Source organism: uncultured Legionella sp., from assembly GCF_937871865.1.
In the GTDB taxonomy this organism is placed as follows: Bacteria; Pseudomonadota; Gammaproteobacteria; order Legionellales; family Legionellaceae; genus Legionella.
Genome location: NZ_CALMPD010000115.1, coordinates 1 through 25,577, shown reverse-complemented (window position 1 = coordinate 25,577; position 25,577 = coordinate 1). Strand labels below are relative to the sequence as shown.

Here is a 25,577-nt window from a genome sequence, read left to right as displayed (position 1 = left end):
CAGGGTCTCATTTTGGGCGCTCATCCATTCTTCAATATTCTTATAAACAGACGGCTTATGATAGAGCGTAGAGCATGTCGATGGCAGGGGAATGCCTTTACCAAGGGGATGATTAATATCATTGTTATCACATCCGGCATAAAATACAACCACCCGATATAAATTATCATAATGCATTTGATACATATCCATTATGAAATCAACAAAAGGCTTCGAATTAGTTGCATCTTTACATAAAGATGGGAATTTTGTTTCATATAAAACACGCAAATTCACATCTGTTTCATCTAAAGAGGTATAATTTAGTGTCATCTCACCGAAAAGGTCCGTTAAGCGATTACGTACCATTGCTGGTTGATAAGTAAGCAAGGCTCTCATCGCTATGGCAAATTTTTGATCGTGGGCTAGTGGCTGATAAGCAAGCTCTTCAAATTGCGTCGGATCGGCGTAAAACTTGGGAAGAACCCCTTTTAAAATCTGGGTGGGTACAACATTGGGAAAGGTTATTTCTCCTGGATGTTTAAAGGTAGGCCAATGATAAGGTTTAGAATCCCGTACCTTGGGAAAAGTTTCCCAATCACGAACGGTAAGATCGAGCCGCTCTTTAGGCACCCCTATTACCATCCTGGGTTCTTTCATGTAAATAGTGAACCAATACAAAAACATATCAAAATCGATATCAGTTGCCTCATCGCCGGCAAAGCCCAGGTTATGAGGATGGCTGTCGTCGTCATCCAGAAACCATCGTCCGAACAAGACATAAATAATGCATTTTTCAATGAGTGTTTTTGTACTGGGAATTACTTCTTCTTTTTCAGCCAATTCAATAGGAACCGGCTCATCGGCAAAATTAAAACATTTAAATCCATCAACAGCTATCGATAAGGTGCCAACCAATTTATCATTATCATCAAAAACCAAACGTTCTTCAGCGGAATTTTTCCCTTGGAATATTCGTTTAAATAGAGAAACAGCAACACTGATTTTTGCCAGTAATTCGGGATAATGATTTTTAGGCTCGAGCCTTTTAAAAAAAGCAGTTTTTTCCACGCCATTTTCAATAAATGAAACACGTGATATTTGATGTGAACCATCTTTAACAGCAGAGCCAACTGTATGAAACTTAAACTGGCTCTCCCTGAGTGCTTTTTTGGGTAACCCCATATATCAAGTCCTTGATTACATTTCTATCGTCCTATTCACCATATTAAGCAGAAATATTCATGAAATTCAAGAGTATTTTTGATACAAAAGATAAAATAATCTCACTATTATGAATTAAAAATAAGCAGACAGTTTGCATTTAGTTAAATGTGCGGGAAAAGCTCGGGTAGGACAACCATTAAGTTAAGATGGTGTAGCCCATATTTACATAGTGTAATACGCGAAACTAAGTTACATGCCATTCCTTAACTTCATGGCAATGAGCGTTGGTAGAAAGGTGAACCAATTAAATTAATTAAGCCGTTTAACCGGCTTAGTTAATTTAATTCAGGGTTAATTGAACAAATTCTGCATCAGGGCAATCAATAAGAGTTTTTACATCTTTATCAAGAGCTCTTAACTCCTCACCGGATGTTGTTTGATTGAAGAACCAGTAATTACCAGTTTGTCGTTCTTTAATATCATTTGCAATTCCCACTGTAATAGCAGTAATCACAACATTTGCAATGACAACTAAAATTTTCTGGAGCCATGATTGTATTTCTGGATCAACAATATTTAAAATCTTTGCTTCAGCCTGGTTAATCTTGAACGATAGATCAATCGTTGATTGAGTAATCCCATCATAGGCAATACTGTATAATGATCTCCGGTATTCATCATCTGCTTTCTGCCATTGACCGACCTTATCTGTGTCAGTGGATGACTTTCTCAATCGCTCATGTACTCCTTTACATTTTTCTTCGACGTTGAATATAACATGGCGGAAACGAGCAGCATCCAGACCGTCCTTTTTGCCGGCAAATGCGATAATGTCATTGGAAAAGCCCAGATCTTGCATTTGCTTCGAGCACATAAAACGTTTATGTAGATCCAAAGCTATTGCGCTTAAATTCTTATCTTTAATCTCAGGTAATGCCTTACCTTGACTCATCACTCCTTTCTTATAAAGAAGATTGATTAATACGGTTCTTTGAGCATGATCATTAATTGCAGCCAGTTCTGGCAAAAACAGACGCAGTAACTGTCCCTGCTCATTGTTCTTTAAGATCAAGCGATATGCGTCAGGAGATATCACCCCAGTTTGTTTTAAAACATTAAAAGAACGATTTAATTCGTCCAACTCTTCTAAATTTAGTTTGGTTAAATCTGCCTTTGGCAAACCATAAGTTTCAAATTGAGGTAAATGGCGATGTAAAATCGACTTTCGCATGTGAATCAAAGGATTTAAAGCATGTTTTTTTAGTTCTTTGATGCTGAGTATTTTTTTAGCTAAATCGTCGGTCTGATCCAAAGTGACCAAAGTTTCTGCCAACATAGGATACTGTTCTGTTGCTTTAACTATTTCTTTAAGCTCAGTAAGCGATAATTTCCCCTTAACCCAAAAAATCAAACATAGTTTTCTGCACTGCTCATCGGCCAATCCATTAATGTAAACTAATTGGCTTAACTTATCGGGATGTTGAAAAAGTGTAGGTACGTCTTGAGTTAAGCCCAGCTGTATAAGGCTATAAAATGAACGATAATAAGCGTCTTTTGATAAAATTAATTGCATTAAATCTAAAGAATACAGTTTGGCTTGTAATGTAGGCATGATCTTTATTTGCAGCGGATCCCACATTAATGCTCCCATGGTTTTAATAAACTCATGGTCATTAATAAGGGCTCTATTTTGCTCCAGGATCCTTTCTTCATAAAAGACGACTATCATTTGCAATAGGTTTTTAGTAAAGCGCTCGTCATCACCAAACTCTATATTTTCAAACTCCCGTTCCAAGCCAAAGTCAATAGCAGACAAGTCATTTATGGTGTTTTGAGATAGAAACAAATTGTATTTAATTGCCAATTCACACACCAGGCTTGGTTGCAAATACAATCCCTCCGGTTTATTGACATTGATAACACGAGATAGCTTTTCCATTCCATGGCAGTTCATATCCACTTCATCTGCGTCAAACTTAAAGATGCTTTTTAACTGTTCGTAAATAAATGGGGAGTCTATTTGATTGAACAGAGGATTATCAAAACGGTCTGCCTTAGACAGGAGAATATCTTGTGATGCCGCATTTGTATAAGGCGCTAAATCAAAACTGGATAAAAGAACAATCGTTCTGTTTTCAGGCTCCAGATTGCTATTTTTCATGAGACCAAGCATCCATTGCTCCGGCTGATCTTTGCGGTACATCAACATTAACCCACAAAGCTCGTTATTATCGCTGACGTAAGCAAAATCATTTAGTACATAATTCTTTTCATAAATGCCATAAGCATCATCTGGTTTTGAAAACGGTTTGTACGGCTCGCCCAACAATAAAAATAAATTAGCCGCAGACATATTTCCACGAACATAATAGGGTACTTGTCCTAAAGTCTTCCATGCGTTAATAAAGTGATCGGCCTGCGCTTCTGTACCAATAAAACGAGTTCTGGGGAAATCCAAATCGATTATATTAGTCAAGTTATCATTTTTGCGAACCACCCATTCCTGGCCAAATGCTTTAAAGATTTGCTGCGCGTTTCCCTGACCCAAATAAACCATGTTTATTACTCTCAAAGCTACAAACTGTGGATATTATAACCAACTTTAAAGTGAAATAGTGCTTTTTTTGAAAAAAATTTGATTAAAGAAATTATTCCCTGATTTAGGCAGAAAAAAAGCAGGTGCTGTTGCTATTTTCATGCCTAAAACAAGATACCGAGCAAGCCTCGATAATGCGACACAATAACGTTTTCGCAACGGAGCAGAATATTGTGCTCAAAGTAACATGACGGAACAAAAGCAAAATTTAATTTGTGTTACACAGCAATGTCCCATACAGTATGCTCGCATAAAAATGCAGAACGTTAGTGCCAGCGGAAACAAATAATTAGAATGCTTGCCCAAAAGATGCTATTCATCGCTGTCTTATAACAATTGTGCAGTTTAATATCAGCCTATTTAGAGTATGTAAATGAAATGTAACATTATCGGTGCAGGACGATTAGGGAAAAACATTGCGAAAGCACTGTCATCTGCTCATTTAATCACCATAGATTCTATCTGCAATCGAAGTTTAAATTCGGCAGCGGAGGCAATCCAGGAACTGGGCATGGGAACAGCGGTTAATTCACTTATAGAATTACCCAAAGTTGATGTAACATGGATTTGTAGCAATGATGATGAAATTGCCCCCATAGTCTCCATTTTAGCGACTAATTCCGTACTGAAACCCGATAGCCTGGTGATTCATTGTAGTGGAACCTTAAACTCCACAGTACTAAGTCCATTAAAAGAACAAGGCTGTTCTATAGCCAGTTTTCATCCATTAAAAGCATTTAAAAAGGACTATGTGGATGCTCACGCTTTTGATCTGGTTCATTGTGTTATGGAAGGCGACGAGCGCGCAGTTATCTGGGTAAGCGCCCTGTTTGAACGCCTGGGTTCCAAAATTATTTCCATACGTCCGCAAGAAAAAGCGCTTTATCATGCTGCAGCAACCATTGCATCAAATTATTTAATTACGTTAGCACACATCAGCGAAGAATTATTACTCCAGGCAGGAATAAAGTCAGAACAAGCACGGGCCATGATCAACAATTTAATGCAAGGCAACATTAATAATCTGGCAGAATCAGCACAGATAGATGACGCACTGACAGGCCCCTTGGCCAGAGGCGATGTGCAGACCTTATCGCAACACCTCCAGGCAATAAAAAACCCAGCAATAAAGGAGTTATATAAAAAAGCGGGGTTAGTAACGCTGGAGATGACAACGCTCACAGAAGAAACGGAAAAAGAAATTAAAGCAATTCTAGGAGACTAAGCCCTGTGAACGAATTATCTAACTGATTATTGGAAAAAGTAGCCTTGCTGCAACGCTGAGTGATCCTGGCATTTTTAATACCCCCCCATTTTGTTCTTTATTAATTCACTATGATTTTGATTATGTCGTTCCCGCGCAGGCGGGAAACCATTTTGCAATTTACGTTCTTACTTTGTCTGAAGAATGGATTCCCGCCTGCGCGGGAACGACACAATTGAGGTCAGTTTGTTCAATACCATCCCCTGCTGATTGTGCACAAATAGGCCAGGCTCACTCAGAGCGCAGCGTAATCAAGGCTACACCCAATAAGCACGGTTATGGATTGTTTCACGGGAAACATCATGCTCATCCAAACAGAACTTATTTGCCGTGACTAGGCTTGCTCAGCAGAGCTCACTTGCAAATGAGTAACGTTCTGCAATCCTCTTGGCAGGCGATTCCCGCGTCTCCCACGCTCCCCTTTATAATGAAGTAAATCAGCACCTTTAAGAGTAAAGTGGCGCTTTCCGGCATGTACGGTCAAAGAATCATTTACCGATAATACCTGAAGATCAATCACATACTCTTCTCGTGACACCGCTTTTGCCGAAGGAATACTAATTAACTTATTACCTTTACCACGAGATAACTCAGGCAGCTCCGCAATAGGAAATATAAGCAATCGGCCAACGCTGGTCGCACAGGCCACATAAATTTCATCATGATTTGGAAGCAAACGGGGCGGCATAATGTTACTGTTTGAAGTCAGCTTGATGCACGCTTTGCCGTTACGGTTTTTGACATATAAGTCACCTACTTTAGCGATAAAACCATATCCGGCATCACTGGCTAATAAGATTTTTTGCTCCGCTTCTCCACCAATTATCGCTTCAAAGGTCATTCCTTCAGCGGGGTTCAATTTACCCGTCAAAGGCTCACCCTGTCCTCTGGCTGATGGCAGGACATGTCCCGGCAAGGAATATACCTTGCCTTCGCTATCAAGGAAGATAACTTGTTGGTTTGAACGAGCAATTGCCTGAGCCTTGAATTCATCACCTGCCTTATACCCTAATTCAGAACCATTAACGTCATGTCCCTTGGCCGCTCTCACCCAACCGTTTTTAGATAAAACAACGGTAATGGGCTCATTCGGCAAAATATCTTCTTCTTTAAGTGCTTGTGCTTCTTGTCGAACAATAATCGGCGAGCGTCGCTTATCGCCAAACTCGTCTCTATCTTTAATGATTTCACTTTTAACTAATGCTTTTAGTAATGCTTCACTGGCTAACGTATTTTGTAACATATCTCGTTCAGCACTAAGCTCGTCTAACTCACCACGCAGCTTTATTTCTTCCAATTTGGCTAAGTGGCGCAATTTCATTTCTAAAATGGCTTCAGCCTGACGTTCACTTAGATTAAATCGGGAGATTAGTCCTTGTTTGGGATTATCATGCTCTCTAATAATGGCAATGACTTCATCAATATTAAGGTAAGCAATCAATAATCCTTCGAGCACATGGATACGCTCCAGGACTTTTGCAAGCCGGTATTCCAGGCGACGAGTAACGGTAGCAACCCGATATACAAGCCACTCGGAAAGAATAGTTAGCAAACCTTTAACACGAGGTTTGCCATCCAGGCCAATCATATTAAAATTGACGCGATAACTTCGTTCCAGATCGGTAGTCGCAAAAAGATGAGACATTAATGATTCGGCATCAACACGATTGGAACGAGGGATGATAACCAGTCGAGTAGGATGTTCATGATCAGACTCATCGCGTAAATCTTCGACCATAGGAAGTTTTTTCTGCTGCATTTGTAAAGCAATTTGTTCAATGACCTTGGCACCAGACACCTGATAAGGCAGTGCGGTAATCACAATGTTATTTTTTTCCTGAGAGAAAATAGCTCGCATTTTTACTGAGCCGTTACCCGTTTCATATAGGGTATTAATTGCTTCATGCGGAGTAATTATCTCAGCTTCAGTTGGAAAATCAGGCCCTAAAATATGCTTTCTTATAGCACCAAGATCAGCATCAGGATTGTCCAGTAAATGAATGCACGCATTGGCTACTTCTGTCAGATTATGGGGAAGAATATCAGATGCCATACCGACTGCAATTCCAGTTGCCCCATTAAGCAAAATGTTAGGTAATCGAGCAGGAAGTAACGAGGGCTCTTGTAAGGTGCCATCAAAGTTGTCTACCCAATCCACTGTGCCTTGTAATAATTCACCCAGCAAAACTTCTGCATACGGAGATAAACGAGCTTCAGTATACCGCATTGCGGCAAATGATTTCGGATCATCTGGTGATCCCCAGTTTCCCTGACCATCCACAAAAGGATAGCGATAAGAAAAGGGCTGCGCCATTAAAACCATTGCTTCATAACAGGCACTGTCGCCATGAGGATGAAACTTACCCAAGACATCCCCAACGGTACGCGCTGATTTCTTATGCTTTGCCGTGGCTTTCAGACCCAACTCTGACATTGCATAGACAATTCTACGCTGCACGGGTTTCAATCCGTCGGCAATATTAGGAAGCGCCCGGTCCAGAATAACGTACATGGAATAATCCAGATACGCTTTCTCAGTAAATTCAGTTAGAGGTTTTCTTTCGGTTGCATCATTCATTACTTTTGTATTCATTTTAGATTTAATCACTATTTAATCATCGTAGTGCAATAAAGGCGAATATTGCAAAGCAATTTTAACAGAATATTCATGGTGTTAGATAGAGACACCTTACATTGATTGTGAATAACTTTTATTAACATTGTTGCTCTTAATTTAATCAATGACTAACTTATTGATTTTTATGAAAAATATTTTAATTAAAGCAATAGACTTCATTCCACCCTGTGGATAACCTTGTGAATGAATCATAGAACAATCTGTGATCAAACCAAGGAAATCCTAAACATTGCTAAAAGCAGGGTAGTTCTTTCAAAAAAGTGACTCAGCCATTCATTAACGGGTGAAGCACAACTTTTGGTTTATCAATGAGCACCTCTAAATTAGTTTTAGCGTGCTCCAGCAAGCCATTAAATTCATGTTTTATTGATTTGGCATCAACACTTATTTGGCGTTTTTAGCCGGCGTGAAATTAATAACAACTGGGTACTAATTATCTCCCACCCATCATAACATCTATCATTTAACAATTGGTTGGCTACCCCTAACCAGTGCTCAATAGCATCTAACCTAAGCTGTAGTATCGTTTTATCATGAGTTGATAATGAACGATGAAGAAGGCATTCATCTTTTATAAGTTGTTCTAATTGATTCCGCATCCCAAAATAAGAATTCAGCGCACTACTTGCTTTATTTTTATCAGAAAAACCAGCTGGATTCTCAAAATCAGATTTATTTAAATTAATAAATGCATCTGCCAATAGTGCCTTGATTAAAGAAGCATAACCTAAAACAGCACGCTCTTTTTTCGTTTTTTTTGAAAAGAAACGCCCCATTTCCCTCTCCTTGTGGATTGATGTGGTCAAACAAAAATTTAAAATCCAATTAAATCTGTTGACCTTTCATCCCAAGGCCTACGCCCCACACCTTGTATCCAGGCCTCATGAAGGCAGGGGGTTTGAGACCAAAATGTCAACAGATCCCAGATCGCGTACGTTGAAAAAATTGGCCCGTAATGGTCGACGCAAGCCAATTAACGTATCGTGTACAATTTTACTGTAACATTTTGTCATTCATTAACAACCCCGTACATTATCCGGGTTATATGGTCTGAGTGAATTTCTTTGGTCAGTGATTAATAGCCAGGCTGCTTTTTGCTTCAACTTACAACTCTTGCGAACGATTTTTGCATTTGGCAGGAACACAGCATATAGATACCCTTATCTTTTGCTTTATTGGCACGATAAATCGTGCGCAACAAATGCAATACGTCTCTTTTCATATCCTGGCCCAAAGTAAACTTATACTCCCGTGGAAACTCTTTGCAGCATTCAAAAATCCTCAGCGACAGTTGGTAGCTGTCGTGATAAACGGGCAGTTCAGGGTAAGGGCCATGATTCCTCAACAACAGACCGCTTCGCGGCCTGAGTACTAGTTAAATGAATTAATTGACAAAAGCCCGAACACAACGAACTACATTGAGATTGCTCTTAAAGTCTTCGATCTGACGGCCGTCGGTAGGGGAACCGAAATACTGACTCCACGCTAGATTGGGGGCAAACTCAGTCGAGCTCCAATAACCAACACCAAAGTCACCAAAGCCAACGCTAAATAAAGTACTGAACATATTAGGCGTTGTCGTGCCACATCCTGCATCGCCTGACGGTAAACTGGTGTTTTTACGACCCAATTCACAGATTGCCGGCAAATACCAATCGGTAAAGCCCCCTGAAGTTAAGTCATCACAAATCGCCGCAGCATTAGCCCCAATACCTGAAGTGTTAACAATAGTCGTGGTATTGGTCTGGCCATCATTAATATCTGTCGCTCCAGTGAATACATCATCACCCCATTGACGGAAGCCATTGTCACTTTCTTGAGCTACTTTAACCGTAGCACCTGGACTAGCCCCTGTCACTGAAAAGACCAATCCCCCATTCATGCGCATCGCCACATAAGTAGTTAAGGTATTCGCTGCGTTAGTGCCCGCAATTATCAGCTCCCCAGGAATAAACGGTGCAATAGACACTAAACTTAAGGTGCAACTACTACCCGGTTGCAAACCGATGCAATTACTGTCGGGAATGACCGTCACACCAGCCCAGCCCGCTGGTAATGTAGTGCTCAACGTGGTGTCACTTGGGCTTATTGTGCTGTTCGTAATGGTGAGCACTAATGGATTGAGATCATTGACGTTAATGATGCGATTGGCCAGAGCAGGGCTGCTGATAGAAAGAATAGGGGTAGAACTTTGTGCCGTTACAGTCACCTGAACGGTATTGCTGTTATCGCCATGAATGCTAAGTACTTGATTGGCTTCGGGAGCCCCGGCTACAAGTTCGATGGTGCATGTGGCCGATGCGGACAATGTCCCAGTACACGTTGTATTGCTTATGATAATGTTGCTTCCTGGCAGAGTCGCTTGCACATTAGTAACCGCTGTAGTGGTAGAGGTGTTAGTAACGGTAATTGTACCGGTGTTACCGACAACAAAGCCCAATGATGGAAAAGGGGAAGCCTCAATCGTGACTGCGTTAACCTGTACCGTAACCGTTACTCCGGCTGTGGTATTGCTCCCATTAATACTAATTATCGTACTGACTTCAGACTGACTGCCCGGTAAAAAACTGTATTGACAACTGCTGTTCGCCGCCAAAGTACTTGTACAGGTGGTATTGCCTGCATCAATCGTAATCGCGCTGGTTCCTGGAATAGTGACTTGCAGATTATCAACAGCGGTTGCTGAAGTATTGCTTAAAACAACAGCCTGAGCTGGGCCTCCTTCCGTTAAACTTAAGGCAGCAGGCGTTACACTAATCGTGGCCAAGGGCAAGGCCGTAACCGTTACATCCAGCACCAAAGTATTGGTATTGCCGCCTTGGATAGTTACGCTATTGCCCGTACTCACAGTCGCGGAGCTCACCTCAAAGGTACAGCTGGTTTGCGGCGCAAGAGCGGCACCGCAGGTATTGTTCACCACGCTCAAATTAGCTGATGGAGTTAAAATAAGCGCTGATGCAGCCACTGAAGTTGAGTCATTATGAAGCGTAATCGCACTACTGCTATCACCGCTCACAAAACTTACGGCAGTAGGGGTCATGCTCAGAGTGGCTGTATTGACTGGTGCCGGATTGTTACTTTTAGTAATAATTAGTTCGTTACCTGACGAAGGCCATGAGCAATAAATGGGATTGGCTAAAGTATTGCATACCTTGGGGCCACCTCGTACATCACCAGTCAATGCATCCGCAACAATCTGCAAGCCTAACGTGCAACTGGCGCCAGGAGCTAAATAAAACGGTGAAACACAACTACCCCCTGCCTGGGTGACTCCTACAGGTAAATCAATCACCCCATTGCTATTTAAGTCAAACGGCGTGTTATTGACGACCTGATAGGTCGCTGTTGCAGTCTGTCCCGAGTAAATGGTGCTGGGGGCTTTCTGGATTGCTGTAATCAGAAAAACCGGCTTTTCGGCTTGAGCGAGCAAGGGCAGGCACAATGCTAGTCCTAATATAATGCGTTGCATGCTTTTTTTCATGTGATTCATCCTTAAATAAAGGCCGTCAGTTGAAAACAGACTTCCTGGCTGTATAAATGAGGCTGACTAAGTGTGTGCTGGGTGAATTGCACCGGGCTTACCCCTAAAGAGGCCTTGCCCAAATCGGCGAAATGATAGCCTACGCCCAGGCGAAGCGCGGTACTGATGTCCACATCCACCCCAACCCCTGCACCCCAGGCAAAAGAGGCTTGAGTGCGGTTACTAAAAGGCACCATCGGTACTGCTTCGATAATCAGCGGCGTTTCTCTGTAGCTTCGAGCACGATTAAAGCCCGCGCCTAATTCCCCGGAGATGTAGGGGTGAACGGTATGCTTGAGCGTAGCGAGCACTTTTCCTGTCGCCATCAAGCGCTTGGACTGGATACGGTAGTCATAAAGGAAATTATCAAATTCGGGTAAGGCAAATTGCCACACATGGCCGCTGCTTTTTATTGCGGTATTAAAGTAACCCGACAGACCTAATTGCCAAGACAACTGCTCGCTGAACCCGCGCTCCATACCTAAAGTCAAGCCCACTAAGCCACTGCTTTGATAGGAGGTGTCGCTCGTGTAATGATTCGCAAAAGGAGGCAATAAACGGATGGTCTGCGCATGTCCACTACGAATAAAATCAGCACCAAGAGTCATGCTGGCCAAAGCGCGGAGTGCTGAAACAGCGCGCGAATTATTCGCTAATTCATAACCTCCAGTCCCCGCATGAACAGCAAAAGACAGGCTGCTGCCCAGCAGAAGAAAACCACTCAATGTCCGTATTTTCACCGATAATACTCCTTTATTATAGCGCTCACCGGTAGTATTTCGTGCTCGTATAGGTATGACAGCCCGGATTGTTTCGCGCATCATGTGACAATCACATCAGGGTCCTACTGTACGCGAAAACATGTACAGAGACAATCCGTATTTTATACGCATTGAAGCAACATCCAATCATTTGTGGTTCATTTTTCCAGTCCCGCGGCACAATTTAGCAGACAGCAAATGAGCAGCTATTTAGGTGATACAAAGGGTTTATTGCAACAAAGATTGATTGAGCGTTGCTAAGTGTATGAAAGGGATTCACATTCTAATAGAGGCAATACAAATGTTTTTGTGCTATTAATTTTTGGCGATACTGCAGGTAAATTGAAGCAAGGGCGAAATAACTGCGCCCTTGCTTTTATATTCAGAGATTATTTAATCTTTTTTCTAACTTTTTGGATAGCACGTATTTGAGCAACGGCACGTGCCAATTCAGCAGCAGCTACGGAATAATCCACGTCGCCGCCTTTATTCATCATTGCAGCTTCTGCCTGCGCTTTTGCTGCAAGAGCAGCCGTTTCATCTAAATGATCGGCTCGCTCTACTACGTCCGCCAGCACGGTTACACTATGAGGTTGTACCTCTAGCATACCACCTTGCACGTAGTAAATATCTAAATCACCGCCAGGCAAAGTCAATCTGATTTCGCCAGGCTTTAATAATGTTAATAAAGGAGCATGACCAGGTGTGATACCTATCTCACCTAATTCTCCAGTGGCTACTACCATCTCAACCAAACCAGAGAATATTTCATGTTCCGCACTAACAATATCCAGGTGCGTTGTTATAGCCATGTCTGCTTGCCTCATAAAGTTTTCGCTTTAGCAACAGCTTCCTCAATACTACCGACCATGTAAAATGCCTGTTCAGGTAAATCATCATATTCGCCAGCAAGGATAGCCTGGAAGCCTTTAATTGTATCTTTAAGAGACACATATTTACCTGGTGAACCAGTAAAGACTTCTGCAACGAAGAAAGGTTGTGATAAGAAACGTTGAATTTTACGAGCACGCGTTACAACACGTTTGTCTTCTTCTGATAACTCATCCATACCCAGAATTGCGATAATATCTTTTAATTCTTTATATCGTTGCAATGTTTGTTGCACTCGGCGAGCAGTATCGTAATGCTCTTGGCCAACAATTAATGGATCTAACTGACGAGAAGTAGAATCTAGTGGATCTACTGCAGGGTAAATACCTAATTCAGCAATTTGACGCGACAATACAACAGTAGCATCCAAGTGAGCAAAGGTAGTTGCAGGTGAAGGATCCGTCAAGTCATCCGCAGGTACGTATACTGCTTGAATAGAAGTAATAGAACCGGTTTTTGTTGAAGTAATACGTTCTTGCAACATCCCCATTTCTTCAGCAAGAGTTGGCTGATATCCTACTGCAGAAGGCATACGACCTAATAATGCTGATACTTCAACCCCTGCTAAGGTATAACGATAAATATTATCGATAAATAACAGTACGTCACGCCCTTCATCACGGAATTTTTCAGCCATGGTCAAACCAGTTAACGCCACACGTAAACGGTTTCCTGGTGGCTCATTCATCTGACCATATACCAGAGATACTTTATCCAGTACGTTTGAGTCTTTCATTTCATGATAGAAGTCGTTACCTTCACGAGTACGCTCACCCACACCCGCGAATACAGAGTAACCACTGTGTTCAATTGCGATGTTTCGGATTAATTCCATCATGTTCACAGTTTTACCAACACCCGCACCACCGAACAGACCAACTTTACCACCTTTAGCAAAAGGACAGAGTAAGTCGATTACTTTAATTCCAGTTTCCAGAAGTTCCTGGCTGCCAGCTTGCTCTTCATAGCTTGGAGCTTTACGGTGAATTGCCCAGTGATCATCGGCATTTATAGGGCCAGCATCATCAATCGGACGTCCCAAAACATCCATAATACGACCTAGAGTTTTAGTTCCTACAGGTACCTGAATTGGTTTACCTGTGTTATGAGCTTTTAAGCCACGCTTAAGACCATCAGTTGTTCCCATCGCGATGGTACGAACTACTCCGTCACCTAATTGTTGTTGTACTTCAAAAACCAAATCGCCATCAACAAGTGTTAATGCATCATTAATTTTTGGCACGCTATCGCGTGGAAACTCTACGTCCACTACTGGACCAATTACTTCTACTACTATTCCTGAGCTCATTATATACCCTCTTATAAAGCGGCTGCGCCACCGACAATCTCTGCCAATTCCTGAGTAATTGCAGCTTGTCGGGCTTTGTTATAAGCCAATTGAAATTCTTTTATCAAATCACCTGCATTATCTGTCGCGTTTTTCATCGCAATCATTTTTGCAGCTTGTTCACAGGCAATGTTTTCTACAACGCCTTGGTATACTTGCAATTCAATATAACGTTCCAAAAGATCATCAAGTAAATCTTTAGCATCAGGCTCATAAATGTAGTCCCAATGATGACCCATATTGTTACTGTCATCTTCTGATTTGGGTAACGGTAACAATTGTTTTACCAATGGCTTTTGTGTCATGGTATTAACAAATTCGTTGTATACGATATGCAATGCATCAATAGTGCCGTTGTAGTAAGAATCAATCATTACTTTTACGATACCGATAAAATCATTGATGCTGGGTGTATCACCTAAATGATCGATAGAACCTAAAATATTTCCGCCAACACGTTTAAAAAACGCCTTGCCTTTTCGACCAATAACAGCCACATCAACTTCTTTGCCCTGCTCTTTCCAGGTACGCATTGTACGAATAGTTTCACGAAGTAAATTCGCATTCAAACCACCGCACAATCCTCTATCAGTAGTAACAACAATAACGCCTACGCGTTTTATTTCTCGTTCACTGATAAAAGGATGCCTGTATTCTGAATTTGCACGAGCAATGTGCTTTACCACATCATATATTTTATTGGCATAAGGTTTAGATGCGCGCATTCTGTCCTGCGTCTTGCGCATTTTACTTGCTGCCACCATTTCCATCGCACGAGTAATTTTTCGAGTTTTATTAATACTCGAAATTTTAGTACGGATTTCTTTTGCTCCAGCCATATCTTACTTCGCCTTGAATTGATTTTTAGGCCATCTCATCTGGTGGATGGCCTTTATCTCATTAGAATTACTTCCAAGAGACAATAACTTACCAGCTAGCCGTACGTTTGAAATCTTCAACAGCTTTTTTCAATTTTGCTTCAATGTCATTATCATAAGCGCCGGCTTCATTTATTGCATGCAATAAAGTGGCATGTGTACTGCGCATATAATCATGAAGAGAAGATTCAAACGAACTGATTTCATTTACAGGTACATCATCCAGGTAGCCTTTTTCCACAACAAACAAACTAATACCCATTTCAGCAACTGAAAATGGTGAGTATTGTTTTTGCTTCATTAGCTCGGTAATACGTTGGCCTCTCTCTAATTGCTTACGTGTTGCATCGTCAAGATCTGATGCGAATTGTGAGAATGCTTCCAACTCACGGAATTGAGCCAACGCCAGACGAGTACCACCGCCAAGCTTTTTCATGATTTTAGTTTGTGCAGCACCACCAACCCGTGATACAGATAAACCAGAGTTAATCGCGGGACGTACACCGGAGTTGAATAAATCAACATCAAGGAAAATCTGACCATCGGTGATGGAAATAACGTTAGTTGGTACGAATGCAGACACGTCACCAGCTTGAGTTTCAATAATTGGTAATGCAGTCAAAGAGCCTGTTTTACCTTTTACTTCGCCGTTAGTCAGCTTTTCTACTTCCTCTGCATTAATACGTGCAGCACGCTCCAATAATCGTGAGTGTAAATAGAAAATATCTCCAGGATATGCTTCACGACCTGGTGGTCTGCGTAATAAAAGGGAAATTTGACGGTAAGCCCATGCTTGTTTGGTTAAGTCATCATAAACAATCAGCGCGTCTTCACCACGTTCCATGAAGTATTCACCCATAGAACAACCTGCATAAGGAGCAATAAATTGTAATGCCGCAGAGTCAGAAGCTCCTGCAACAACAACAATAGTATGTTCTAATGCGCCGTGCTCTTCCAGTTTACGTACAATTGACGCAACCGAAGATGCTTTTTGCCCGATAGCAACATAAACACATTTAACGCCTGTGCCTTTTTGATTGATAATCGCATCGATTGCAATAGCAGATTTACCCGTTTGGCGGTCACCGATAATTAGCTCACGCTGTCCACGACCAACAGGAATCATCGCGTCAATTGCTTTTAATCCGGTTTGAACAGGCTCATCTACTGATTTACGAGCAATTACCCCTGGAGCCACTTTCTCAATAGGGGACATGCCAGAAGAATCAATAGGACCTTTACCGTCTATAGGGTTACCCAAGGCATCAACAACACGACCTAACAGGCCTTTACCAACAGGAACTTCAAGAATACGTCCAGTACATTTACCTTTTTGACCTTCAGCTAAAGTTGAGGAGTCACCAAGAATTACTGCACCGACAGAATCTCTTTCCAGGTTAAGGGCCAAACCATAGACTCCACCGGGGAATTCAATCATTTCACCTGCCATTGCATCAGCAAGGCCATGCAAGCGAACGATACCGTCTTTTAAACTAACAATTGTACCTTCGTTGCGCGCTTCAGAAACCACACTGAATTGATCTATTTTCTTTCTGATTAATTCGCTGATTTCAGAAGGATTTAACGCTACTTGTTCTGACATGAAAACTATCCTCTAAATTAAGCGGCCAAGCCGGTGCCAAGTTTATTGAGCTTGCCCCGAACTGAACCATCGATAACTAAATCGCCTGCTCGAATCACTGCACCACCAAGCAAGGAGGGGTCAATACTTATATTTAATGATACTTTACGTTGTAATCGCTTACTTAAAGAATCAATTAATTGCTGTTCTTGTGCTGGTGAAACTGCAGAAAAGCTGATGACATCTACATCCAGTGTCTTTTCCTGATCTGCTCTATGCACTTCATAAAGTGCTTTAATTTCAGGCAGTAACATCAGTCGTTTATTAGTGGCTAATAAAGTAATTAAATTATCTAATGACTTACTGTCTTTTCCGCCGCAGACAGTTTGCAACAACTCGATTTGTTGCTCTTCAGTTGCAGCCGGATTACCAATAAATTGTGATGCCAGCGGATCCGATACAGTTTGTGCGAGCATTAACAGGTATTCAGACCACTGCGCCAAATTTTTTTCAGCAAGTGCATGCTCGAAAATTGCTTTAGCATAAGGCCTGGCTATAGTGGTGCTATCAGACATTTTAAATCTCTTCTATCAAGTTATCTAGCAGTGCGCTGTTTGCTTTTGCATCCACTTCACGCATTAGAATTTTCTCAGCGCCAGATATTGCCAACGTCGCGACTTGTTTACGAAGTTCTTCTTTGGCATGGTTCACTTGTTGCGCCAATTGTTCCTGCGCAAGTTTTGCTTGAATCTGAGCTTCGCGTTTCGCAACTTCTTTTGCTTCTTCAATAATTTGTGAAGCACGCTTATTTGCTTTATCAATAATATCTGCAGATTGAGCTTTAGCTTGTTTTAAGTCATCTTTGACACGATGTTGAGCCAGCTCTAATTCTCTGCGGCCACGTTCAGCAGCAGACAGACCATCCGCAATTTTCTCTTGGCGCTCTTCCAAAGCTTTCGCTAATGGAGGCCAGACTAATTTCATAGTAAACAGAACAAACGCTGCGAATACCAGCATTTGTACTACTAATGTTAAATTAATATCCAAAGTAATATCTCCTGTAACAAATAGGGCGCTAAGGCGCCCCGTTCATGTGTTATCAAGAACCCAGGTTGCTAAGGAAAGGGTTAGCAAAGGTGAAAAATAGTGCAATACCAACACCGATCATGGTTACAGCATCTAACAGACCAGCAACGATAAACATTTTTACTTGTAACATAGGTACCATTTCAGGTTGGCGAGCAGAACCCTCAAGGAACTTTCCGCCTAACAGGCCAAATCCTATTGCTGTGCCCAATGCACCTAAACCTATCAGTAACGCAACCGCAATAACGGTCATACTTTGAACTTGTGCTATTAACTCAGCAGCTTGCATATTTATCCCCTTTACAATGGATGATGAAAATTAAATCGGTTAGTGTTCTTCGTGTGCCAGACTTAAATAAACGATAGTCAGGACCATGAAAATAAATGCTTGCAAAGTAATTACTAAAATATGGAAAATTGACCAGGCCAAAGACAGAATGAACTGTGCAATACCTAAAGTCGCAGTTCCTACAAGAGAACTCATTGCTGCATTTAAGGTTAGTAAGGCTATCAAAATAAAGATTAATTCGCCAGCATATAAATTACCGAACAATCGTAATGCCAGAGAAATTGGTTTGGCTATCAAACCAACAAGCTCAAGCAATAAATTGAACGGAATTAACAGCGGATGATTAAAAGGTTGTAAAGTAAGTTCTTTTATAAACCCTTTAGCACCCTTTATTTTGATACTGTAATATATAATGAGTATGAATACTGATAGTGAAAGACCAAACGTCATGTTCAAATCAGTAGTGGGAACAACTTTCAGATAATGTACGCCACCCATTTGAGCGAGTTGAGGTAATATATCTACTGGCACGATATCCATGAAGTTCATAATGAAAACCCATAGGAATATGGTCAAAGCCAGTGGGCCTATTAGCTTGTTCGCCCCATGAAAACAATCTTTTACCTGGTTATCAGCAAATTGAAGCATGAGTTCTGCAAAATTCTGTAGCTTTCCTGGCACACCGGTGGTGACCCGTCTTGCTCCAAAATACATTAACGCAGCTACAATTATCCCTGTAAACAGAGAAAAGAATAACGTATCGAGGTTCAGGGTCCAAAAGCCACCATCTGAACCGAATTTCATATCGCTTACATTGTAAGTAAGATATGTTAAATGATGCTTGATATAATCTGTGCTAGATACCATTTCAGTCACTTTCTGGCCTATTCTGTTTATTGACAATTATCCATGGGGCAAACCAATGCGTCATGAGTACCAAAATATACGATGTAAAAAAAGCTAACGGTGTAATCTTAAAAAGAATAAATACCGCTGTGAATAAGCATATAGATAAAATTATTTTAGCTGCTTCGCCTTTATAAAAACTACTGACTATCTGCTTAGCTGCTCGCGCACCCTGGTGCTTAAATAATTTGCTTGCAAAATATGCGTTTGGAATAATGCACACCAATCCGCCAAGCAATGCTGAACTTGCCGCATTAATGTTAAAAACTATTGCACACAGCGCAGCTAAAACTATTGTTATGCTTAACTGTACTAGCCATAGCCGTATGATTCCACGCTTATTCAGCTGTTTGTTCACATATTCACCTAACTTTTACCGCGCGAATTATAAATCAATCAGCCTCAATAATCAACGGTGATATTCAATTTTCCGAGCTATAATACTATTGTAGGGCTTAAGATTAGACACAATGCTTAAGTAGATTTTTAAACCTCGCCAAAGGAATAAAATATGTCTGACAAAATCCAACATACTGCAGCTAGCATGCGCGAAAAAATGATTCATCGTTACAATGATGGATTAGAACACAAACACAACAAAAATCATCTTCTCTACCGGCGCCATAGCAAATCACATCCAAGTATTTTAAAGAACGAAAACGAGGAAGAATCTGTAACAAATGGTTCAACCGGACTAATTCGTGAATTTAAATTAAGAAAAATGCGTAAACGACTGGATAAAGGACGAATCCATTGATACAGTATAACTTATCCTCCCAGGTTAGCCACTTCCTGGATTGGACGTGCAGCTGATGGCCTGATTTTATCAGGCCACATTTCCAGGATTCTGGTAAGTAAAAAACTTCATCATGTTCACAACCTTCTCCACACCCCGGGTAAAGCGAGCGATTTTTATTACCTTTGCAGCCTGATCCGGTTTAACATCACCCATTAAATACACAATGCGGTCGGAAGTAATAATTTTAAAGGTATCCGGATCGATAGAATCATCGGCAAATATCTGACTTCGTATTTTGGTAGTTATCCAGCTGTCCTGAACACTATTGGAGGATACTTGCATCACTTTAACGTAATTAAATAAGCGACGATAATTTTTCAGTGTAGCCAAGCGCTGTTTCAACTCATCAAGCAGCTCATCAGAAGGGACGTGTCCTGCAATTAATATATCGCCATTAAATGCAGCAAGATCAAGAACACAGCGTGAATTGTTAAAGGTGCGATGGACAGCAAGAACCTTATTCACTTCAGCCAGAAGATTATAATCATTTAATTTTTTGTATACATCATGCCTGTCGTAAAGCAAACTCGCTCCAGTCCATAGAGTACCGACACAACCGGATATACTAAAGGCTATGAGCAATAACAGCAGTGTAAAACGTCCCTGTTTCAGCATTTAACGTATGTATTGAAAAATTTTAACGACTTTACGTACACCGTTAATCCGTCTTGCGACATCAACTGCTAATAATGCCTGATTAGGAGTAACAATTCCCATTAAATAGACCACGCCATTTTCAGTAACAACCCGAATAGAGCCTGATTCAAGTCCTTTTTTAGCCAGCATATTGCTTCTGACTTGCCCAGTAATCCAACTGTCTTTCGAACGCTGAGTCATTGAAAGAGGATTATCTACCGTTATTTCATCATAAACACGTACCACTCCAGGAGCATTTTGAGCAATACGCTCTGCCACTACCCTCAATGACGCGGTTGGCGTCTGGCCGACCAGCAGCACGACTCGGTTAAAACTGGTCACTACAATTCGTGAATGTCTAAATTGCGGATCTGATACTATATTTTTATGGATTACGTGAAATAAGCGAGCATCAGCTTCCAGCGTAGCCACGCTTCGCCTATCATAAACCATTCCGGCAGCAGCTCCAGCAACAACAGCGACCACACAACCAGTTAACAAAGTACTTAGTAACAAAATAATTATTGATTTTATTTTGGCATTTATGTTCATTTCTTTTACCCTAAAACCTGACCAAATAAAGACTGATCAATTAAATCACAAAAACAATGTAATATGAACAAGTGAAGTTCTCTTATTCGTGCAGTATTATCTGATGTAACACGCACTTCAATATCCTCTGGCCCTAAATGATTAGCCAAGACCCCACCATCTCGCCCACTTAATGCAATAGTATCCATACCCCGTTCATTTGCAGCATGTAGTGCATAAAGCATACTGTCTGAGTTCCCCGAAGTAGTTAACAAAAGTAACACATCCTGTTCTTGCCCTAAAGCCTGAATTTGGCGAGCAAAAACCTGGCCGTACTGATGTTCATTAGCAAAAGAGCCTAGGCAAGTTGAATCAGAGCCTAAATTAATGACCGGCAAAGAAGGTCTTTCAACTTCAAAATGATTTAACATCGAACTGGCAAAATGCATGCAGTTTGCATTAGACCCTCCATTGCCGCAAACCAATATTTTTCCATCGCTTAAAAGACAATTAACCAGGCGTTGTCCCGCTTTTGCAATCGTATCAGACAACGCATCGGCTACAGCAATGTTTGTTTCTATATTCACACCAAAAAGATGCCTTACTCTATCTTCCAATTGGACCATTTTATAAACCTTCTTCTTTTCAATAATCGGCGTTAAAAGCATCCTTAAGCCAGGTAATCATCCCAGAGCTCCCATCGATACTGATCACATCAAAGCGGATAGGAAACTGTTCATATAATTTGTTCTTCATTAAGTAATGCGACGTAGTCTTAATGATTTTTTGTCTTTTGGCATAGGTAATACTGGCAGCGCCACCACCAAAACCTTGATGTGAGCGCGATCTCACTTCAATAAACACCAAATAAGCACCTTCTCGCATAATTAAATCAATTTCGCCCAAACGGCAGCTGTAATTCTGCCCAACAAAAGTTAATCCTTGAGCTAATAAATACGTCAATGCCTTTTGTTCCGCAACATGCCCTGTCTCTAACGTGCTCAATTGTACCTGTCCTTAATAAAATATTTAAGCGGTATGTCCTAATGAATGTGCCAGCCCTTGCCTGAACTGCCCCCACTCCAATATCCGCGCCACTTGCTGTGGCGATTTTAAATATAAAGTTCCATTAGACTCCATGGAACCATCCGCGGGAAACAAAATCAAATGATTTAATTGCGTTGCCAAGGCATAACTGTCCATTCCCAAAGCATAAAGTCTATTGTAACTGTTAAACTGTTCGGGCCAATTTCTAGTCCCCATCTGATGAGCAAAAACCCAAGGAATATCACAAAAAATGACCCCATCCAAATCTTTATCCTTCAAAGCATTAGCACTGCCACCATAAACACTTGAAGTAGCATAAACAGGGACATCGCCCGCATAATAATACTTTAACAAAGGCATAATCTGACGTGCTTTAGAAGGATACGCCAATAAAAATATCATATCAAAATCCTGCCTGCGGCTAGGCAAGGATTGCAGATTATAACCCAAAACTTCTTTCAGCTTTTTTTCCCTATTCTGACTGTCTGAAACTTTAAGAAAATCCTTCATGTTTTTATTCATATCATCATTAGAGCCATAAGATAGGATATCAACAATCTGGCCGCCATTCTGTTTCCATTGGGCAGTAAATGCTTTGGTTATTTCATTCCCCCATTCATTTTTAGGTGCAATAATCAAAGCACGATTATATCCTTTGCTTCGCGCCTTGCTCGCCACTTGACTGGCTTCATTAGCCGGTGAAAGACCAAACAAGTAGGAATTATCCTGCACTCCTACATCAGAATCATTAAGAAGCAAAGTAGGGACCGGATGCTCTATCTTTGCTATTGCTGCAACATGGTTTTTGGTTAAAGGGCCAACGACATACCCCGCTCCGTCATTTACAGCATTTTGATATAACTCGATAATGTCGCCTTTGCCCGTATCATAGGCTTTAATCTCAGCAGCCCCTTCGCTATCACCTAATTTTGATGCAGCCATAAACCCTTCTCGTACTGCGTTACCTGGCCCAGAAAGAGGGCCAGTCAAAGGCAATAACAAAGCGATTTGTTTTGGCTTTGAAAGCATTTTATTCGCAATGCTGTCCAGGGGATTAGGCAATATCTGATTGGCTGGGTGAGCGTAAAATTGGGATTGCCATTGATCTAGCGCGGCAAGCAACGATTGAGAGTTATCACGATATTTTTGAGAAATAATGACTAATTGTACCCAGCCTTTTAATTCAGATTTATTAGAGACTTCAACAGACATCGTGTTAAGTTCTGCTGGAGGCAAATTAATCAAGGTTAACCAAAGAGTTCTCCTGTTTTTTATCTGGCTCTCATTATCAGTTAACAATCGTTCTAACTTTATTCGTTCTATTACGGATTCAAAATGACTTCCTGCTGCGCGATATGCTTGTGCTAATAACTCATGAAATTCAATTTGATGATAATTTGAAAGCTCTTCTGGCTGCTTGATAGTTGCCAATTTAGCTAAAGCAGGCGATGGACGGCCACGCAATAAATCAATTTTTGCAAGCAACAGATTTTTTTCATTTAACTGGGCCTCAGTTAAATTCTCTGTCTGTGCTAAAATAGCGGAACCTTGATTCCATCGCCCCTCAGAAATAGTGCGGCCGGCAGCCGATAATAATAGACCTTGTTTCTGACTGCCTTCCTGATTTTTAGCCATTGCCAGGTAGGTTGCTGTAGGCATACTGTATGGGGTTGTTACTTTTTTTTTCTTAACCACCACGACTGGTTCGGAAGAGTTGACCGTTTGAGTACACTGACTCAATAAAAAAGTAGAGAACAGCAATAAAAAAATTCTAATTTGAAGTGAGTTGATCAACATGTTAATACGCCAATTACGCAATAACCGAAGAGGATAAACTATGACAAACTCTCTAGCAACAGGCATAGGTACTCTATATATCGTTGCAACACCTATAGGAAACCGGGATGACATCAGCTTAAGAGCTTTGGATATTTTGAAATCGGTAGATTTGATTCTGGCCGAAGACACGCGCCATTCCATGCAATTACTTGCCGCATTAGGCATAAAAAATAATTTAAACTCTCTGCATGCGCATAATGAAAGTGATAAAAGCCAACAGGTAATAGAACAACTATTAAGTGGGAAAACCATTGCTTTAATCAGTGATGCCGGAACCCCTTTAATAAGTGATCCAGGATATCCATTAGTAAGACTTGCTCGTCAACATCACATTACGGTTACGCCAATACCCGGTCCCTGCGCATTAATCACCGCACTTAGCGCCGCAGGTATTTCTTGCGATTCATTTATTTTTTCAGGTTTTTTACCTGCCAAGAAAACAGCGCGCAAAAGTAAATTGGAATCATTACAGTCAGAAAATCATACCTTGATTTTTTATGAATCAACCCATCGTATTCTGGAATGTCTTGATGATATAGCAGAAACTTACGGCGATGGCTGTGAACTGGTACTCGCAAAAGAACTTACTAAAGCCTTTGAACGATTTATCAGTGGTACAGTAATCGAGGTAAAAAATTGGTTATTAGCCGATCCAGGACATACTAAAGGCGAATTCGTGTTAATCATCCCACCTCGCCCAATATCAATAGACGAACATGCGAATGAAGAGTTACTCACGATATTATTAAACGAAGTTCCGCTAAAGCAAGCCGTTGCAATCGCCTGCAAGATAACCAACGCCAATAAAAATGAACTGTATGAAACGGCACTAAAACTTAAAAATGCTTGATTATAAAGGATTTGCAATCATCTGTATGTTCAAGAAGGGACTGTTCAATAGATGGATGGAACTAGAACCGAAGCTTTTTTCGTTAATAAACAGCTCGGCCTGTACAGCTGAGCTCCGCCCAAATATTAAGCATTTTAATCAATGCCTTCTTGCAAAGAAGCCCAGTTAATCACAACACACTCCTGATTGACAAGGTGTATTACCCCCGCATCAGTGAAACGCTGTACTAGATTAAATTCCGTTTTTGCAACGGAAACGAAACACCAGTGCTCTGTATGCCAGAAAATAACTGAAGCAGAGTACAATCAGATAAATCTTAGTTGATATTTGCCCCAATTTATTTATCTGTATTTATTTATCCCCCATAGAATTTTAATTGACCATTGAACACACTGCTCAAGGATTCTGCTAATAAATAAGGACATTATTAATGAACAAGGGAATAAAAATTACGAGTATATTCAGTGCTATTTTAATGACTTCATCAAGCTATGCGGCACATTTAGGACAGATTACCATTGCAGATCCAGTAATGGGTAGTCGGACCGTGGTTTATGAACAAATAAATCAATTTGCAGTTGTAGAAGGCGACATTTTAATAGGTAAAGCAGTTCATTTAGCGAATCAAGGCGCCATGATAACCCCTAAAATAGGAGGATCTCGCTGGACGAATGGTGTAGTACCTTATGAAGTCGCAGAAAAACTGCCTTTTATCAACAAGCTTGCCGTATTTCAAGCCATAGATCATTGGCAAAAAAAAACGAATATTGAATTCATCCAATTAAATTCAACAAACCGATATATCTATAGGGATTATATTTCCTTTATTCCAGCAGAAGGCACAACATGTTCTTCTTATGTAGGGAAAAAAGGTGGAAAACAAGAAATTAATTTGGCTCCCAGATGCACTACTATGAATATAGCCAACACACGATAAATTGATTATTAGCAATGGCTCTGAAAAAGCTCA

General features: G+C 40.9%; 24 protein-coding genes and 1 pseudogene. 4 read left to right on the top strand and 21 right to left on the bottom strand.

The window, feature by feature from the left end; genetic code table 11:
* A pseudogene (locus Q0495_RS06260) lies at window positions 1-1,164 on the bottom strand (hypothetical protein); the annotation flags it as partial.
* Window positions 1,165-1,486: 322 nt separating this feature from the next.
* Window positions 1,487-3,703 carry a hypothetical protein gene (locus Q0495_RS06255; RefSeq protein WP_298624184.1) on the bottom strand — a complete coding sequence of 739 codons (2,217 nt, stop codon included), beginning with the start codon at window positions 3,701-3,703 and terminating at the stop codon, window positions 1,487-1,489.
* Between the two features lie 412 nt (window positions 3,704-4,115).
* Here Q0495_RS06255 and Q0495_RS06250 point away from each other — a divergent pair, with 412 nt between their 5' ends.
* Window positions 4,116-4,967: a Rossmann-like and DUF2520 domain-containing protein gene (locus Q0495_RS06250; RefSeq protein ID WP_298624183.1), complete on the top strand. Its 852-nt coding sequence runs from the start codon at window positions 4,116-4,118 to the stop codon at window positions 4,965-4,967.
* A 373-nt stretch (window positions 4,968-5,340) separates the two neighbouring features.
* Here the strand turns inward: Q0495_RS06250 and parC are convergent, their stop codons facing one another.
* From parC to Q0495_RS06180, 14 genes are all read right to left on the bottom strand, one after another.
* The gene (gene parC, locus Q0495_RS06245) at window positions 5,341-7,584 is read right to left on the bottom strand and encodes a DNA topoisomerase IV subunit A (RefSeq protein WP_298624186.1); all 2,244 of its coding nucleotides are present in this window, start codon (window positions 7,582-7,584) and stop codon (window positions 5,341-5,343) included.
* A gap of 437 nt (window positions 7,585-8,021) precedes the next feature.
* The gene (locus Q0495_RS06240) at window positions 8,022-8,420 is read right to left on the bottom strand and encodes a hypothetical protein (RefSeq protein WP_298624182.1); all 399 of its coding nucleotides are present in this window, start codon (window positions 8,418-8,420) and stop codon (window positions 8,022-8,024) included.
* Window positions 8,421-8,743: 323 nt separating this feature from the next.
* Window positions 8,744-8,989: a four helix bundle protein gene (locus Q0495_RS06235; protein WP_298624185.1), complete on the bottom strand. Its 246-nt coding sequence runs from the start codon at window positions 8,987-8,989 to the stop codon at window positions 8,744-8,746.
* 39 nt (window positions 8,990-9,028) lie between these two features.
* Window positions 9,029-11,125, bottom strand: coding sequence for a DUF1566 domain-containing protein (locus Q0495_RS06230; protein WP_298624181.1), 2,097 nt, complete (start codon window positions 11,123-11,125; stop codon window positions 9,029-9,031).
* Between the two features lie 11 nt (window positions 11,126-11,136).
* On the bottom strand, window positions 11,137-11,988 hold the full coding sequence (locus tag Q0495_RS06225) for a hypothetical protein (protein ID WP_298624180.1): 852 nt from the start codon (window positions 11,986-11,988) through the stop codon (window positions 11,137-11,139).
* 326 nt (window positions 11,989-12,314) lie between these two features.
* On the bottom strand, window positions 12,315-12,737 hold the full coding sequence (locus tag Q0495_RS06220; protein ID WP_298624179.1) for a F0F1 ATP synthase subunit epsilon: 423 nt from the start codon (window positions 12,735-12,737) through the stop codon (window positions 12,315-12,317).
* 11 nt (window positions 12,738-12,748) lie between these two features.
* Window positions 12,749-14,125 carry a F0F1 ATP synthase subunit beta gene (atpD, locus tag Q0495_RS06215; RefSeq protein ID WP_298624178.1) on the bottom strand — a complete coding sequence of 459 codons (1,377 nt, stop codon included), beginning with the start codon at window positions 14,123-14,125 and terminating at the stop codon, window positions 12,749-12,751.
* A gap of 11 nt (window positions 14,126-14,136) precedes the next feature.
* Entirely contained in the window at window positions 14,137-15,003 is an 867-nt protein-coding gene (gene atpG, locus Q0495_RS06210) for a F0F1 ATP synthase subunit gamma (RefSeq protein WP_298624177.1), read from the bottom strand.
* A gap of 88 nt (window positions 15,004-15,091) precedes the next feature.
* Window positions 15,092-16,645, bottom strand: a complete 1,554-nt coding sequence (atpA, locus tag Q0495_RS06205) for a F0F1 ATP synthase subunit alpha (protein WP_298624176.1) — start codon at window positions 16,643-16,645, stop codon at window positions 15,092-15,094.
* 17 nt (window positions 16,646-16,662) lie between these two features.
* Complete coding sequence (locus Q0495_RS06200; RefSeq protein ID WP_298624175.1) at window positions 16,663-17,199, bottom strand: F0F1 ATP synthase subunit delta; 537 nt, start codon at window positions 17,197-17,199, stop codon at window positions 16,663-16,665.
* A 1-nt stretch (window position 17,200) separates the two neighbouring features.
* Window positions 17,201-17,671 carry a F0F1 ATP synthase subunit B gene (locus tag Q0495_RS06195; protein WP_298624174.1) on the bottom strand — a complete coding sequence of 157 codons (471 nt, stop codon included), beginning with the start codon at window positions 17,669-17,671 and terminating at the stop codon, window positions 17,201-17,203.
* Between the two features lie 52 nt (window positions 17,672-17,723).
* Entirely contained in the window at window positions 17,724-17,999 is a 276-nt protein-coding gene (gene atpE, locus Q0495_RS06190) for a F0F1 ATP synthase subunit C (RefSeq protein ID WP_298624173.1), read from the bottom strand.
* Window positions 18,000-18,038: 39 nt separating this feature from the next.
* Window positions 18,039-18,866 (bottom strand): F0F1 ATP synthase subunit A, encoded by an 828-nt coding sequence (atpB, locus tag Q0495_RS06185; RefSeq protein ID WP_298624172.1) that lies wholly within the window; start codon window positions 18,864-18,866, stop codon window positions 18,039-18,041.
* Window position 18,867: 1 nt separating this feature from the next.
* Complete coding sequence (locus Q0495_RS06180) at window positions 18,868-19,263, bottom strand: F0F1 ATP synthase subunit I (protein WP_298624170.1); 396 nt, start codon at window positions 19,261-19,263, stop codon at window positions 18,868-18,870.
* Between the two features lie 153 nt (window positions 19,264-19,416).
* Between Q0495_RS06180 and Q0495_RS06175 the strand changes: the two genes are divergently transcribed.
* Window positions 19,417-19,662 (top strand): hypothetical protein, encoded by a 246-nt coding sequence (locus Q0495_RS06175; RefSeq protein WP_298624169.1) that lies wholly within the window; start codon window positions 19,417-19,419, stop codon window positions 19,660-19,662.
* 69 nt (window positions 19,663-19,731) lie between these two features.
* Here Q0495_RS06175 and Q0495_RS06170 read toward each other — a convergent pair whose 3' ends face one another.
* The 5 genes from Q0495_RS06170 to Q0495_RS06150 are packed head-to-tail and all read right to left on the bottom strand — an operon-like array spanning window position 19,732 to window position 23,715.
* Window positions 19,732-20,319 carry a BON domain-containing protein gene (locus Q0495_RS06170; protein WP_298624167.1) on the bottom strand — a complete coding sequence of 196 codons (588 nt, stop codon included), beginning with the start codon at window positions 20,317-20,319 and terminating at the stop codon, window positions 19,732-19,734.
* Window positions 20,320-20,892, bottom strand: coding sequence for a BON domain-containing protein (locus tag Q0495_RS06165; RefSeq protein ID WP_298624166.1), 573 nt, complete (start codon window positions 20,890-20,892; stop codon window positions 20,320-20,322). It abuts the gene before it with no gap.
* A gap of 5 nt (window positions 20,893-20,897) precedes the next feature.
* Window positions 20,898-21,497 carry an SIS domain-containing protein gene (locus tag Q0495_RS06160; protein ID WP_298624165.1) on the bottom strand — a complete coding sequence of 200 codons (600 nt, stop codon included), beginning with the start codon at window positions 21,495-21,497 and terminating at the stop codon, window positions 20,898-20,900.
* A 19-nt stretch (window positions 21,498-21,516) separates the two neighbouring features.
* Window positions 21,517-21,876 carry a YraN family protein gene (locus Q0495_RS06155; RefSeq protein WP_298624163.1) on the bottom strand — a complete coding sequence of 120 codons (360 nt, stop codon included), beginning with the start codon at window positions 21,874-21,876 and terminating at the stop codon, window positions 21,517-21,519.
* Window positions 21,877-21,900: 24 nt separating this feature from the next.
* The gene (locus Q0495_RS06150; protein ID WP_367274394.1) at window positions 21,901-23,715 is read right to left on the bottom strand and encodes a penicillin-binding protein activator; all 1,815 of its coding nucleotides are present in this window, start codon (window positions 23,713-23,715) and stop codon (window positions 21,901-21,903) included.
* Between the two features lie 40 nt (window positions 23,716-23,755).
* On the opposite strand from Q0495_RS06150, the gene rsmI reads away from it, so the two are divergent.
* The gene (rsmI, locus tag Q0495_RS06145) at window positions 23,756-24,607 is read left to right on the top strand and encodes a 16S rRNA (cytidine(1402)-2'-O)-methyltransferase (RefSeq protein ID WP_298624159.1); all 852 of its coding nucleotides are present in this window, start codon (window positions 23,756-23,758) and stop codon (window positions 24,605-24,607) included.
* A 430-nt stretch (window positions 24,608-25,037) separates the two neighbouring features.
* Entirely contained in the window at window positions 25,038-25,544 is a 507-nt protein-coding gene (locus Q0495_RS06140) for a M12 family metallopeptidase (RefSeq protein WP_298624157.1), read from the top strand.
* Window positions 25,545-25,577: the final 33 nt, after the last annotated feature.

Coding starts and splice junctions, on each gene's coding strand:
- atpG (WP_298624177.1), bottom strand. CDS start 15,003: ATGGCTGGAGCAAAAGAAATCCGTACTAAAATTTCGAGTATTAATAAA.
- Q0495_RS06140 (WP_298624157.1), top strand. CDS start 25,038: ATGAACAAGGGAATAAAAATTACGAGTATATTCAGTGCTATTTTAATG.
- Q0495_RS06150 (WP_367274394.1), bottom strand. CDS start 23,715: ATGTTGATCAACTCACTTCAAATTAGAATTTTTTTATTGCTGTTCTCT.
- Q0495_RS06225 (WP_298624180.1), bottom strand. CDS start 11,988: ATGATGCGCGAAACAATCCGGGCTGTCATACCTATACGAGCACGAAAT.
- Q0495_RS06175 (WP_298624169.1), top strand. CDS start 19,417: ATGTCTGACAAAATCCAACATACTGCAGCTAGCATGCGCGAAAAAATG.
- Q0495_RS06220 (WP_298624179.1), bottom strand. CDS start 12,737: ATGGCTATAACAACGCACCTGGATATTGTTAGTGCGGAACATGAAATA.
- atpB (WP_298624172.1), bottom strand. CDS start 18,866: ATGGTATCTAGCACAGATTATATCAAGCATCATTTAACATATCTTACT.
- parC (WP_298624186.1), bottom strand. CDS start 7,584: ATGAATGATGCAACCGAAAGAAAACCTCTAACTGAATTTACTGAGAAA.
- Q0495_RS06160 (WP_298624165.1), bottom strand. CDS start 21,497: ATGGTCCAATTGGAAGATAGAGTAAGGCATCTTTTTGGTGTGAATATA.
- Q0495_RS06255 (WP_298624184.1), bottom strand. CDS start 3,703: ATGGTTTATTTGGGTCAGGGAAACGCGCAGCAAATCTTTAAAGCATTT.
- rsmI (WP_298624159.1), top strand. CDS start 23,756: ATGACAAACTCTCTAGCAACAGGCATAGGTACTCTATATATCGTTGCA.
- Q0495_RS06200 (WP_298624175.1), bottom strand. CDS start 17,199: ATGTCTGATAGCACCACTATAGCCAGGCCTTATGCTAAAGCAATTTTC.
- Q0495_RS06230 (WP_298624181.1), bottom strand. CDS start 11,125: ATGAAAAAAAGCATGCAACGCATTATATTAGGACTAGCATTGTGCCTG.
- Q0495_RS06240 (WP_298624182.1), bottom strand. CDS start 8,420: ATGGGGCGTTTCTTTTCAAAAAAAACGAAAAAAGAGCGTGCTGTTTTA.
- Q0495_RS06170 (WP_298624167.1), bottom strand. CDS start 20,319: ATGCTGAAACAGGGACGTTTTACACTGCTGTTATTGCTCATAGCCTTT.
- Q0495_RS06250 (WP_298624183.1), top strand. CDS start 4,116: ATGAAATGTAACATTATCGGTGCAGGACGATTAGGGAAAAACATTGCG.
- atpE (WP_298624173.1), bottom strand. CDS start 17,999: ATGCAAGCTGCTGAGTTAATAGCACAAGTTCAAAGTATGACCGTTATT.
- atpD (WP_298624178.1), bottom strand. CDS start 14,125: ATGAGCTCAGGAATAGTAGTAGAAGTAATTGGTCCAGTAGTGGACGTA.
- atpA (WP_298624176.1), bottom strand. CDS start 16,645: ATGTCAGAACAAGTAGCGTTAAATCCTTCTGAAATCAGCGAATTAATC.
- Q0495_RS06165 (WP_298624166.1), bottom strand. CDS start 20,892: ATGAACATAAATGCCAAAATAAAATCAATAATTATTTTGTTACTAAGT.